The 12,770-nt window shown below is 72.4% G+C and carries 9 protein-coding genes; 5 read left to right on the top strand and 4 right to left on the bottom strand.

Annotated elements, in window-relative coordinates; genetic code table 11:
* Positions 1–103: 103 nt before the first annotated feature.
* Positions 104–1,501, bottom strand: a complete 1,398-nt coding sequence (locus ACZ7GJ_RS37615) for a peptidoglycan recognition protein family protein (RefSeq protein WP_470758435.1) — start codon at positions 1,499–1,501, stop codon at positions 104–106.
* A gap of 139 nt (positions 1,502–1,640) precedes the next feature.
* On the opposite strand from ACZ7GJ_RS37615, the gene ACZ7GJ_RS37610 reads away from it, so the two are divergent.
* From ACZ7GJ_RS37610 to ACZ7GJ_RS37595, 4 genes are all read left to right on the top strand, one after another.
* Positions 1,641–2,393, top strand: a complete 753-nt coding sequence (locus tag ACZ7GJ_RS37610; protein WP_470758433.1) for a TIGR03089 family protein — start codon at positions 1,641–1,643, stop codon at positions 2,391–2,393.
* A gap of 190 nt (positions 2,394–2,583) precedes the next feature.
* Entirely contained in the window at positions 2,584–3,789 is a 1,206-nt protein-coding gene (locus tag ACZ7GJ_RS37605) for an LCP family protein (protein WP_470758431.1), read from the top strand.
* 283 nt (positions 3,790–4,072) lie between these two features.
* Positions 4,073–5,848 (top strand): LCP family protein, encoded by a 1,776-nt coding sequence (locus tag ACZ7GJ_RS37600; RefSeq protein ID WP_470758429.1) that lies wholly within the window; start codon positions 4,073–4,075, stop codon positions 5,846–5,848.
* A 102-nt stretch (positions 5,849–5,950) separates the two neighbouring features.
* Complete coding sequence (locus ACZ7GJ_RS37595; protein WP_470758427.1) at positions 5,951–7,615, top strand: LCP family protein; 1,665 nt, start codon at positions 5,951–5,953, stop codon at positions 7,613–7,615.
* A 109-nt stretch (positions 7,616–7,724) separates the two neighbouring features.
* Here ACZ7GJ_RS37595 and ACZ7GJ_RS37590 read toward each other — a convergent pair whose 3' ends face one another.
* On the bottom strand, positions 7,725–8,750 hold the full coding sequence (locus ACZ7GJ_RS37590) for a glycosyltransferase family 2 protein (RefSeq protein ID WP_470758425.1): 1,026 nt from the start codon (positions 8,748–8,750) through the stop codon (positions 7,725–7,727).
* A 226-nt stretch (positions 8,751–8,976) separates the two neighbouring features.
* Here ACZ7GJ_RS37590 and ACZ7GJ_RS37585 point away from each other — a divergent pair, with 226 nt between their 5' ends.
* Positions 8,977–10,425 carry an LCP family protein gene (locus tag ACZ7GJ_RS37585; RefSeq protein ID WP_470758437.1) on the top strand — a complete coding sequence of 483 codons (1,449 nt, stop codon included), beginning with the start codon at positions 8,977–8,979 and terminating at the stop codon, positions 10,423–10,425.
* A gap of 18 nt (positions 10,426–10,443) precedes the next feature.
* Here ACZ7GJ_RS37585 and ACZ7GJ_RS37580 read toward each other — a convergent pair whose 3' ends face one another.
* Together ACZ7GJ_RS37580 and ACZ7GJ_RS37575 are read right to left on the bottom strand one after the other, a co-directional pair.
* On the bottom strand, positions 10,444–11,949 hold the full coding sequence (locus ACZ7GJ_RS37580) for a glycosyltransferase family 39 protein (RefSeq protein ID WP_470758423.1): 1,506 nt from the start codon (positions 11,947–11,949) through the stop codon (positions 10,444–10,446).
* 138 nt (positions 11,950–12,087) lie between these two features.
* Positions 12,088–12,630: an acyl-CoA thioesterase gene (locus tag ACZ7GJ_RS37575; RefSeq protein ID WP_470758421.1), complete on the bottom strand. Its 543-nt coding sequence runs from the start codon at positions 12,628–12,630 to the stop codon at positions 12,088–12,090.
* Between the last annotated feature and the right edge of the window lie 140 nt (positions 12,631–12,770).

Genomic DNA, 12,770 nt, shown 5'->3' with positions numbered 1-12,770 from the left:
CCCCCCCCCCCCCCCCCCCCCCCCCCCCCCCCCCCCCCCCCCCCCCCCCCCCCCCCCCCCCCCCCCCCCCCCCCCCCCCCCCCCCCCCCCCCGGCTCCCGCCGTTACCGGCCCTGGAGCTTCGCCGAGGAGACGCGGGTCGGGGGGAGCTCGCTGTAGAGGCGCTTGCCGGGGCACTCCGTCGCGAAGCCGTCCCGGTGGCCCGAGATGACGTTCAGCGAAACCTTCTTGCCCTTGGGGTAGCGGTTGCCGCCGCCCGAGGTCAGGGTCGTCTTCGCCCGCGGATCCGCCCCGAAGAGGCCGAGCTTCCACGCGGTCAGCTGCGCCACCGCCTTGACGGCGACCGCCGGCGGGGCCGTGGTGCCGAACGAGCCGATCACCGCGATGCCCATGCTGTCCGTGTTGAACCCCATGGTGTGCGCGCCGAGCACCGCCTTGGCGACGCCGCCCGCGCGCCCCTCGTACACCGTGCCGCACTTGTCGACGGCGAAGTTGTAGCCGATGTCGCGCCATCCGCTGCTGACCACGTGGTAGCGGTACAGGCTGCGCAGCACCGCCGGGGCGTCCTTGCAGGCGTAGTTGTTGCCGGAGGCGGTGTGGTGGACGAACGCAGCCTTGACCGTGTTCGTGTAGACGAAGGCCTTCTCGCGCAGGCTCTCGTCCGCGCCCCACCCCTTGCGGGTGACGATGCGCGGGCGCGGCCCGATGAACGGGCGCGCGACCTGTTCGCGCGTGTCGTCGGCGAGGACGGCGTCGGCGGTGGAGTCGGCCTTGTTGAGCGCGGGGATCTCGTTCGCGCCGAGCGGGGCCATCGGGACGTTGACGGCGGAGGACTCCGCCATCTCCATCGTCATGCCCGGCAGCAGCACCAGATCGCCCTTGTCGTCACCCGTCGGGGCGCCGTTCTTGCCGTCGGCCACGGCCGGCCGGCCGGCCGTCGCCCCGGGGTCGACCAGCTCGATGCGCATGCCCGACGGCAGCCGGCGGGCCGCCGCACGGTTGCTGCCGGGCTCCGCCTGGACGCGTACCTCCACGCCGTCGGACTCGCCGACCCACAGCGGGGCGGTGCTGCCGCGGACCCGGCCGGAGCCGCGTTCCGGCGTGTCGGGGTCGGCCGCGTGCTCGCTGTTGTGGGTCTCGACGTCCTGCCAGTCGGACCAGGCCGCGGTCGACGCGGAGCGGGTACGGACCTGGACGCGGCCGAAGAGCTGGGTGCTCGCGTCGTCCCAGACGACGCCGACCAGCGAGAACGTCGTGACCTCGCGGGCGGCCAGGCCCTGCGTCTCGGGCAGGCGGGGTGAGGTGCTCATGCCCGGGACGCCGGGGGACTCGGCGGCCGGGCCCAGCGGGACCAGGGGCAGGGACTGGGTGGACCCGGCGGGAGCCACCGGGGTGACCGCGCCCGTGAGGGGGGCGGCCAGGGCCGTAGTGGGGAGCACGAGCGGCAGGGCCAGTGCGGCTGCCGTCGCGACGCCGATCGAGGAAGCAAGGAATCCACGCATGGAAAGGATGCTGAGTACTCCCGGCGGCGCTCGCCATCCGAGAACTGACACCCCGTCTGATCGGCGGCCCGTACGCCTACCCCGTACGGGGGAGCGTACTGCCGCCGTACGGGGGAGCGGCCCGCGTAGGCTCTGGTGCGTGAACGCCACCGACCGCACCCCTGCCGACCTGCTGCGATCCGCGCTCGCCGCCGATCCGGGCCGCCCTCTGGTCACCTTCTACGACGACGCCACGGGCGAGCGCGTCGAATTGTCCGTCGCCACCTTCGCCAATTGGGTGGCCAAGACCGCCAATCTGCTCCAGGGCGACCTGGGCGCCGAGCCGGGCGACCGGCTCGCGCTGATGCTCCCGGCGCACTGGCAGAGCGCCGTTTGGCTGCTCGCCTGCGCCTCGGTGGGGGTCGTGGCCGAGGTGGGCGGGGATCCGGCCGATGCCGACCTCGTCGTGAGCGGGCCCGACACCCTTCGGGAGGCCGCCGCGTGCCCGGGCGAGCGGGTGGCGCTGGCGCTGCGGCCGCTGGGCGGACGGTTCCCGCAGCCGCCCGCCGGGTTCGCGGACTACGCCGTGGAGGTGCCGGGGCAGGGCGACCGGTTCGCGCCCTTCGCGCCGGTCGACGCCGACGGCCCGGGCCTGGTGGTCGGGGGCGAGGAGCTCTCGTACGCACGGCTCTGCGAGCGGGCCCGCGAGGACGCGGCGGAGCTCGGCCTCAAGGAGGGCTCGCGGATCCTGTCCGGGCTCGGCTACGACACCTGGGAGGGGCTCTCTACGGGGCTCTTCGCCGCGCTGGCCGCCGGCGGCTCGGTGGTCCTGTGCCGCAACCTCGACCAGCTGTCGGCGGACGGTCTGGCGCAGCGGACCGAGAGCGAGCGCGTCACCCACACCGCCCGGTAGTCGGTCACCCGGATCGCCCAGCGGCCCGTCACCCACTCCACCCAACAGCGACAACGGGCGATTTGTCACCCACATGGCCCTGTACGGGGCCCTGCCCCCGGGCCGCCCCGGCCACCCGGGGGCACGATCGGGGAAGCCGTGCTCACCCGTACGGCTGGTCGTGCCACGGCGGCGAGGGGACGGAACGCGAGTGACGGACAGCGCAGGCATACCGGGCGGCACCGAAGCTGCCGGAGGCTCTCCGAAGCCTCCGCGCAGCCGTCGGCGCCGGCTGCTGCGCTGGCTCGGCCTCGTACTGGCCGTGCTGGTCCTCGCCGGGGCGGCCGCCGGGTGGTGGCTCTACACCAAGCTCGACGGGAACATCACCGAGGACACCTCGGCCGCCTCCGAGCTGCGGCGCTACGAGCGGGACCGCCCTACGCACCTCGCGGGGGGCGCGCAGAACATCCTGCTGATCGGCTCGGACTCGCGCTCGGGCCGGGAGAACGCCCGCTACGGCCAGGACCAGGGCACCCAGCGCTCGGACACCGCGATCCTGCTGCACCTGCCGGCCGACCGCAGGAGCGCGACGGCCGTGTCGATACCCCGGGACCTGATGGCGGAGATCCCGAGCTGCCTGGGGCCCGACGGGCAGCGCACCACGGAGCGGACGGCGCAGTTCAACTGGGCGTTCCAGTGGGGCGGGGCCGCCTGCACGATCCGTACGGTCGAGAAGCTGACGGGGATCCGCATCGACCACCACATGGTGCTGGACTTCGGCGGCTTCAAGAAGATGGTCGACGCCGTCGGCGGGGTCGAGGTCTGCCTCAAGGAGCCCGTGAACGACCCGGAGGCCAAGCTGAAGCTGCCCGCCGGCCGGCAGACGCTCCAGGGCGAGCAGGCGCTCGGCTTCGTCCGCGCCCGCTACAGCCTGGGCAACGGCAGCGATACGGAGCGGATGCAGCGCCAGCAGCAGTTCCTCGGCTCGCTGGTCACGAAGGTGCAGAGCAACGGGGTGCTGCTGAACCCGGCGCGGCTCTATCCGCTGCTGGACGCGGCGACCTCCTCGGTGACCACGGACCCGGGACTGGCGTCGCTGCGCGGCCTGTATGAACTCGTAAGGGGCGTAAGGGACATACCGACGGACCAGGTCAAGTTCCTGACGGTGCCGCGCCGCCCGAGTTCCGTGGACCCGAACCGGGACGAGCTGCTGGAGCCGGACGCGAACCGGCTGTTCCAGCAGCTGCGGGCCGACAAGCCGGTGACGGTGACCCCGCCCGAGCCGGAGCCCCGGCAGGAGCCCAGCCCCCGCACCGCCACGGCGGCCGAGGGCAGCCCGTCCGCCCCCGCAGAAAGCAGCCCCGCACCGGTCCCCACCTTCACGGGCACCACGGCCGGTACCGCCGACTGCCGCTGACGCGCTCCCCCGGGCGGGCCCGCGTACGACACCTCCGCGGGGTCGGGGTTTTACGGTAAAGCAATCCCAAAAGCCGGACACCGAACCGAGCTGCTTGAGGCAATTGGCCCGTTATAAGGGGAGTGGAATTTGTCACCAGCATGGTTTGCGGCTGACCTGGCCGGATAAGGTGAGCGATCCGGTGCCCCGGCCAGCAAAGAGGCCGTGCACCAGCAGCCGGACCGTTGACCGGGCGCCTGGGGGGAGGCGCATCGCGAAGCACCGACGGAGGATTCGAGCAACCGTGGATGCGCAAAGCCGTGGGCGGGCCGACGAGATCGACCCCGCAGACCAGTGGGTGCTCAACCCCCGCACAGGCAACTACGAACTGCAACTGGACCATTCCCCTGCGCAAGGGCACGCGTCCGTCGCCGCCCCCCGCAGAGCGCCGTCGGACCAGACCCCCCGCCAGGCCGGGCGCCGTGGCGCCCCGGCTCCGGGCGCACCCGCTACCCCCTCCCCTTCCCCGGCGGTCCCCGGGCCGCGCCGCGGCGACGGGCCTCCCGGTGGCGGACGGCGCGGCGGCCGTTCGCGCAAGGACGGCGGCGGCCGCAAGAAGAAGGTCCTGGTCATCACCGGCGCGACCCTCGCGTTCCTGCTGGTCGGCGGCTCGGTCGCGGCGTACCTCTACTACGAGCACCTGAACGGCAACCTGAACGTCACCGACGTCGGCGACGCCGGGACGAGCGGCGGCTTCAAGAAGGACCAGGCCTTCAACATCCTGGTCATCGGCACCGACAAGCGCAGCGGCGAGGGCAACGAGGGCTACGGGGACTCCGGCAGCGTCGGGCACGCCGACACCACGATCCTCTTCCACGTCGCCAAGGACCGCTCCAACGCGACCGCGCTGTCCATTCCGCGCGACCTGATCACCAACGTCCCGTCCTGCCCGACGAAGCAGCCGGACGGTACGACGAAGACCATCCCCGGGGAGCGCGGGGTCCGCTTCAACACGAGCCTCGGCCAGGCGGGCCGCGACCCGGGCTGCACGATGCGTACGGTCAAGGAGCTCACCGGGATCCAGGTCGACCACTTCATGATGGCCGACTTCAACGCGGTGAAGAACCTGAGCTCGGCGGTCGGCGGGGTGCCGGTCTGCGTGGAGAAGGCCGTCGACGACGAGGACTCCAAGCTGAAGCTGTCGGCGGGCGAGCACCGGCTGGAGGGCGAGCAGGCGCTGGCCTTCGTACGGACCCGGCACGCATTCGGAAACGAGAGCGACCTCGACCGCATCAAGACCCAGCAGCAGTTCCTCGGTTCGATGATGCGCGAGATGAAGTCGAAGCAGACCCTGACCAGTCCCAAGAAGTTCTTCTCCCTCGCGGAGGCGGCGACCAAATCGCTGAGCGTGGACTCCGGCATAGGGTCGATCGACAAACTCACAGATCTTGCGGGCGAGTTGAAGGACATCGACCTCAAGAACATCACCTTCACCACTCTTCCCGTACTCGACAATCCCGCGGAGAAGGTCAAGGCGACCGTCGTCGTGAATCCGGCGCAGGCCGATCCACTGCTCCAGATGATCCGCGGGGACGTCTCCCTCACGGAGGTCGAGCAGAAGGAGCAGGCCGCCAAGGACGCGGCCAACGCGGCCGACGCCGAGGCGAGGAGCAAGCAGGAAGCCCTGCTCCAGGGCAACCGCGCACCCGCCAAGGACGTACGGGTGGACATCTACAACGGCGGCGGCCCGGCGGGCTCCGCCTCCGGCACCCTGGCCTGGCTGCAGAACACCAAGGGCGTGCCCAAGGCCAGCAACCGCGGCAACGCCCCGGCCAAGGTCGACACCACGCAGCTGGAGTACGCGCCCAACCAGGCGGACCAGGCCAGGGCGTTGGCGGAGATGATGGGGCTCCCGGCCTCGGCGCTGAAGCCGGGTACGGCGGACGCCGCCGCGAAGACCCCGATGAAGCTGACGCTGGGCGCCGACTTCAAGGGTGCCGGGGTGTCCCAGACGGCGCCGCAGAAGGCCCCCGAGGGCGTCCAGCGCGTCGAGGCGGACAAAGCGATCTGCGCGAAGTGACCGGCCGGGGGGCCACCGGGCGACCATGATCGCCAAATGCCGGGCCGGGACAGGTCGGACCGGCACAATACCGACCACACAAGGAATTCAAGGGGGGTACGCGTGAGGCACAGCAGCGTGCGAGGGGAGGGGGCGCCCGCCCAGGGCGCCGAGGACATATCCGACGGCGGTGCGGACTCGTCCGACTCGATACCCCCGCAGCGGAGCACCTCCCCGCGCAGACGCCGGGGCCGTCGCGCCACCCGCAGGGGCAAGCGGCGCGTGCTGCGCTGGGTCTCCTCGGTGCTGGCGTTCCTCATACTCGGGACGGCGGCGGCCGGTTACCTCTACTACCGCCACCTCAACGGCAACATCCGCAGCGGCCAGCGCCTGAGCGGTGACAGCGGAGTGGCCAAGGGCGAGGCCGACGCCGCGGGCCGGCGTCCGATCAACATCCTGATGCTCGGCTCCGACAGCCGCGACAAGCCGGAGAACGCGGAACTCGGCGGGGGCTGGGACACCATCGGCTCGCCCGCGCGGGCCGACGTGCAGATGCTGATCCACGTCTCGGCCGACCGGAAGAACGCCTCCGTCACCTCCGTTCCGCGCGACACCATCGTGGAAATCCCCGAGTGCACGGATCCCAAGACGGGCACGAAGCACAAGGCCACCAGGGCGACGATCGACCAGAGCCTCGGCCGCGGGGGTGCCGGCTGCACCCTGGCCACCTGGGAGAAGCTGACCAACGTCTACATCGACCACTGGATGACGATCGACTTCTCCGGTGTCGTGCGGATGGCCGACGCGATCGGCGGCGTCGACGTCTGCGTCAACCAGAACGTCTTCGACACCTCGGAGCCGGGGTCGGGGACGGGCGGTTCCGGCCTCAAGCTGAAGGCGGGCACCACCAGGGTCCAGGGCGAGCAGGCACTCCAGTGGCTGCGCACCCGGCACGCCTTCGGCAGTGACATGGGCCGGGCCAAGGCGCAACACATGTACATGAACTCGATGATGCGCGGGCTCAAGAGCCAGAACGCCTTCACCGACCTCCCCCGCCTCACGGGCCTGGCGGAGGCGGCGACGAAGTCGCTGGAGGTGTCGGAGGAGATCGGGACGGTCAAGAAGCTCCTCGACCTCGCCCTCACGCTCAAGGACGTACCGGTCAACCGCATCACGATGGCCACGATCCCGCTGCTGGAAGCCCCGGGGGACAAGAACCGCCTGGTCGTCAACACCCCGGACGCCGAGAAGATGTGGACCTTGCTCCGCAAGGACGTCGCCATGGACGACAACGGCGAGCCGGCCCCGGCCGAGAGCGGCAAGCCCAGCGGTTCCCCGGCACCGCCGACCCCCGAGCCCTCCAAGGCCCCGCCCACCGACCCGGCGAAGATCGCCGTACAGGTGGTCAACGGCACGGGTGTCGGGACGGCGCCGGTCGCCAAGCGGGCCACGGCCATCACGGGCCAGCTGGTCACCAAGGGGTTCGCGCTGGCCAAGGCGGACACCAAGACCACTCCGGAGAAGACCACGGTCGTGCGCTACGCCACGGACGCCCAGGCGGCCGACGCGCAGAGCGTGGCGGCGGCCCTCGGGATCCCGGCCGGCTCGGTGCAGAAGGCCGCCGGGGCCACCAGGATCACCCTCGTGGTGGGCGCGGACTGGCGGCAGGGCAACGTCTACCCGCAGCAGCCCGCGCCCGAGGCCGGAGCGGTCCCGGAGTCCGCCGAGGTGCTCAACGGGGCGGACAGCGGGGCGTGCATGGACGTCTACAAGCCCTACCGCTGGTGAGCTGAGAGCGCACGGGTCATACGAAAGGGGTGACCCGGTCCGACCGGACCGGGTCACCCCTTTCGCGTACGCGGGGCCGTGCGCGCCCGTGGGGCCGCGGCGCCCGCGCTCAGACCTCGCTGGGTTCGCGGCGCACCGACGGGCGGCGGCTCGCGATGACCTTGTTCGCCAGCGAACGCGGGCTGGTCAGGAAGCCGAAGCCCCAGCACATGTGCATCGTCGCCAGGGCGACCGGGATCTGCGCCCGGGCCTTGAGCGAGAGCCCCTTGCCGGCCGGGACCGATCCGGCGGTGATCGCCGCGAGGTAGCCGGCCGGGACGGCGAAGGCCCACGGGGTGAGGGCCGCGCCGGCGACCACGCCCGCGGCGATGGCGCAGACGGCGGTCGGCGGGGCGAGGTAGCGCAGGTTGATGGAGCCGGAGTGGTAGCGGGCCACCACGTGCCGCCAGCGCCCGTAGTCCTTGTACTGCTTGGCCAGGGCCCGTACGGAGGGCCGCGGGCGGTACTGGACCTTCAGCTCGGGCGAGAACCAGATGAGGCCGCCGGCCTCGCGGATGCGGAAGTTCAGCTCCCAGTCCTGGGCGCGGATGAACTCCTCGTTGTACCCGCCCTGCTGCTCCAGCGCCTCTCGGCGGAAGACGCCGAGGTACACGGTCTCGGCGGGGCCGGCCTGGCCGCCGGTGTGGAAGGCCGCGTTGCCGACGCCGATCTTCGAGGTCATCGCGGCGGCGACGGCTTCCTCCCAGGCGTTCTCGCCCTCGGCGTGCATGATGCCGCCGACGTTCTGCGCGCCGGTCTCCTCCAGGAGGCGGACCGCGGTGGCGATGTAGTTCGGGGAGAGCATGCCGTGGCCGTCGACGCGTACCACGATCGGGTGACGCGAGGCCTTGATGGCGGCGTTGAGGGCGGCGGGGGTGCGGCCGGTGGGGTTCGGCACGGTGTGGACGCGGGGGTCCTCCCGTACCAGTTCGGCGGCGATCTCGTCGGTGCGGTCCGTGGACGGACCCAGCGCGATCACCACCTCCATCTCACCGGCGTACTCCTGTCCGAGGATGTGGCGGACGGAGTCACGCAGGTGGCGCTCCTCGTTGAGCACCGGCATGATCACCGAGACTGCGGGCTGCTGGGCGGGCATGTGGTCCTTCAAGGTCGGGTATCGGTGTCACGTTACCGCGTACGGGGGAAACGGGTGCGCGGCGGACGAGCGGTACGGACAGAGGCTGATCGTATGGGCCTACTGTTCTGACGAATCAGCCGAATGTGCCTGCTGCCCTGCTGCCCTACTGCCCAGCGGAGGTGTCCCCGTGCCCCAGCCGCACCGTCCCACCCGTCCCGCCAGGCCACCGCAGCGCGCCCAGCGGATGACGGGGGTCGGCGGTCCGGCGGCCCGGCGCCGGGCGGAGGGGCCCCGGTGGGGGGTCCGGATCGCGGCCGGGCTGGCGGTGGCGGTGCTGGGTTCGGGGGCGATCGGGCACGCCGTGATGACCGGGCTGGACACCGGGATCGAGCGGGTGGACCCCTTCAAGGACATGAAGAACCGCCCGCAGGCCGGGCACGGGGTGAACTTCCTGCTGGTCGGCACCGACGGCCGCGAGAAGATCAGCAGCGAGGAGAAGCGCGAGTACCGCCTGGGCGGCGCGCCCTGCCACTGCACCGACACGATCATGCTGGTGCACATCTCCGCCGACAAGGAGCGGGCGAGCGTGATCAGCCTCCCCCGCGACAGCTACGCCGAGGTCCCCGCCCATCAGGACCTGGTCACCGGCAAGCCGCACAAGGCGCATCCGATGAAGCTGAACGCCGCGTACGCCGAGGGCGGGCCCAACCTGACCGTGCGCACCGTGGAGAACATGACCCGGGTGAAGATCGACCACTACCTGGAGGTCGACTTCACCAGCTTCATGAAGACGGTCGACGCGCTCGGCGGAGTGGACATCTGCACCGCCAAGACCATGCGCGACCCGAACACCGGCCTCGACCTGCTGCCCGGCACCCACCGCCTGAGCGGCGGACAGGCCCTGCAGTACGTGCGCTCGCGCCATGTGGACGGCGCCTCCGACCTCGGCCGGATGCAGCGCCAGCAGCGGTTCGTCGCGGCCCTGATCCACGAGTCCACCAGCGGTGGCGTCCTGCTCAACCCGGTCAAGTTCAAGCAGGTCAGCTCCACCCTGCTCGGTTCCGTGCGCGCCGACAAGGACTTCGGTTCGGAGCAGATGCTGGCCCTCGGGCAGGCGATGCGGGACTTCACCCCGTCCTCCTCGGAGTTCGCCTCGGTGCCGATCGGCAACCCCTCCTTCCGGGTGAAGGGCATCGGGTCCACCGTGAAGTGGGACGAGCCGAAGGCCGCGAAGCTGTTCCAGGCGCTGCGCGACGACCGCCCGCTGGCACCGGCGCCCGCGCCCGGCCACCGGCCTGCGCAGCCGCAGCCGCAGCCGGCGGTACCGGTGGACGTGGCCCCGCAGCAGGTCCGGGTGCAGGTGGAGAACGGCACCCGGATCGACGGCCTCGGCGGACGGGTGGACACCGCGCTGCGGGCCACCGGCTTCGACACCACCCGGGCTCCGGGAAACGCCGCCAGCCGCGACGTGAAGCGCACGGTGATCACCTACGACCCGCGCTGGGACCGCTCCGCCCGTACGGTCTCGACCGCGCTGCCCGGCAGCGAGCTGCGGGCCGTCGCGGGGCAGGGCCGCACGGTCGTGGTGATCGCGGGCGCCGACTACCGCAAGGTGGTGCCGGTGCGCGCGGAGGACCCGTACCAGGGCGAGTTCGGCGTGGTCACGGGCGACCAGGTGGTGTGCGGGAAGTAGCGGGCCCCGCGGCCGTCGCTACTTCGTGCGCTCCAGCAGGGAGACGCGCAGACCGCGCACCTTCTGGCTCTCGACCACCTTGTAGTGGCTGCGCAGCGCCTCGGCCTGGGCCTCGGGGAGCTTGTTGTACGGATCCTGCGTGCCGCCCCAGGTGACGACCCACACCCGCGGCGTGGTGCCGAGGCACTGTGCGGGCTGCGGGCACTCCACCGGGAACAGGTCGTCGCTCGCGACCGCGGAGCGCTCGGCGAAGACGTCGCGCAGGCGGACCCGCGGTGGCAGGAAGTACTCGACCTGGAGGTCGATCATGTAGACCCGGTCCGTGCCGCGGACGGGTACGAAGCCGTCGCCGGGCCGGTAGCCCTTGGCGATGACGTCCGCCGCGGCCTGCCCGTCGGCGCCGACCCTGCCGCCCGTCGTACGCATCTGGCGCTGGTCGGGGACCCCGAGCAGGATCAGCGCGGCCAGCCCGGCCACCCCGGCCTGCCGCGGCCGCAGGGCGGCGAGCCCGGCGGCGGCCAGCACGACCCAGGCGGGCATCGTGAAGAGCAGGTAGCGGTCGATGAAGTACGAGGTGCTGCCCTGCGAGACCACCCAGGCGGCGGCCACGGGGACCGCGCCGATCAGCATGAGCTCCCCGGCGGGGCGTCGGCCGCGGCTCCAGGCGAGCGGGAGCAGCACCACGGCGGCGACGGCGAGCGCGACCAGCGGGGAGCCGAAGAGGCCGTTCCACAGGTCGGCGAGGCTGCGCAGGTGCGGGGCCTTGAGCCAGCCGATCTGCCGGCCGACCTGCTGGCGGCCGAGCAGCACCAGCGGGACGACGGGGATCAGCGCGACGGCGACGGCCACCGCGTAGCCGGCGAGGGTGCGCCCGCGGCGGTCGCGGCGCCGGCGCAGCAGCACGATCAGGGCGTGCGGCAGCAGGAACAGCAGCGAGACCATGTGGAACAGCCCAGCCAGCGCGACGGCGAGGGCGTACGGGGCCCAGCGCCGGGGGGTCGGCCGCTCCAGCGCCCGCAGCAGCAGCCAGGTCGCGGCGGTGACCGCGAGCACGGCGAACGCGTACGAGCGGGCCTCCTGGGCGTAGCGGGAGACGGACGGCAGGAGGGCGAAGAGCAGGCCGGTGAAGACGGCGGTGCGGCGGTCGAACAGCTTGCGCGCGGTCAGGACCGCGAAGGCCGCGGCGCCGGCCATGGCGAGGGCCGAGGGCAGGCGGAGCGCGGCCTCGGAGTCGCCGAAGAGGGAGATCCAGCCGTGCAGCAGCAGGTAGTAGAGGCCGGACACGGCGTCGACCTGGCCCAGCATGTCGATCAGCTCGCCGGTGCTGCGCGAGGCGGCGTACCAGCTGGCCAGCTCGTCGCGCCAGGGCTGTGCGCTGCCGATCTTGACGACGCCGACGGCGAGGGTCAGCAGGGCTGCCCACAGCCAGTCGGGCCCGGGTATCCGGCGCGCCGGGACGGCCCGGCGGCCCCCGGGGGCGGGCGTGCCCGCGGGCGCGGGGGAAGGCTGGGTGGCAGTCGGCATGAGGGGGCTTCTCCGCAGCAGAGCCGGTTCTCGGGAACGCCTCTGCTCAGGCGGAGCCGGACGTCGGCTCACGAGTCTACGCGGGGGCGGCCGGCGGCCACCCGGGGCGGACGCCGTCCACGCGGGGCGGGACGCCGGCTACGCGTCCCCGTCGAAGCCCTCGGCGGCCCGGCGCTCGCGCAGTTCCATGATCGCCTGGCGGCGGGCGAGGCGGTGGGTGCGGCGGATCTGGGCCTCCTGGTTGCGCCGCTCGTCCTGCTCGGTCTCCGCGATGACCGGCGGGACCGCGCGGGGCTTGCCCTCGACGTCGACGGCCGCGAAGACGAGGTAGGCGCTGCCGACCTGGGTGGCGGGGGTGGACTCGTTCCACCGCTCCGCGAGGACCCGTACGCCGATCTCCATGGAGGAGCGGCCGGTCCAGTTGACCTGCGCCTTCACATGAACGAGGTCGCCGACCCGGACCGGGGCGAGGAAGGCCATCTCGTCCATCGAGGCCGTGACCGCGGGACCCCCGGAGTGGCGGCCGGCCACGGCGCCCGCCGCGTCGTCCACCAGCTTCATGATCACGCCGCCGTGCACCGTGCCGAGGAGGTTGGTGTCGTTGGCGGTCATGATGTGGCTCAGGGTGGTGCGGGAGGCCGAGATCGGCTTGCCCGGCACCTCGCCCGGTATCTCTGTCATGCGACCACTTTAGGGGGTGTGTGGCGGATGTCCGTGGGGAAGGAGCGGCGTCCGGTGCGTGCTCTCGGCGTGCCGACCGGAAGCCCGCGTACTGGACGTACTCGGGCTTCCGGTCGGTGCGGCGAGAGTGCGTGCCGGAC

Source organism: Streptomyces sp. NPDC037242 (assembly GCF_055604165.1).
The sequence above is the reverse complement of the archived record's forward strand: the minus strand, read 5'-3'. Positions and strand labels throughout refer to the sequence as shown.

Bases quoted from the DNA above. Each gene is read 5' to 3' on its own strand.
- ACZ7GJ_RS37615 (WP_470758435.1), bottom strand. From the start codon at position 1,501: ATGCGTGGATTCCTTGCTTCCTCGATCGGCGTCGCGACGGCAGCCGCA.
- ACZ7GJ_RS37590 (WP_470758425.1), bottom strand. From the start codon at position 8,750: ATGCCCGCCCAGCAGCCCGCAGTCTCGGTGATCATGCCGGTGCTCAAC.
- ACZ7GJ_RS37585 (WP_470758437.1), top strand. From the start codon at position 8,977: ATGACGGGGGTCGGCGGTCCGGCGGCCCGGCGCCGGGCGGAGGGGCCC.
- ACZ7GJ_RS37580 (WP_470758423.1), bottom strand. From the start codon at position 11,949: ATGCCGACTGCCACCCAGCCTTCCCCCGCGCCCGCGGGCACGCCCGCC.
- ACZ7GJ_RS37575 (WP_470758421.1), bottom strand. From the start codon at position 12,630: ATGACAGAGATACCGGGCGAGGTGCCGGGCAAGCCGATCTCGGCCTCC.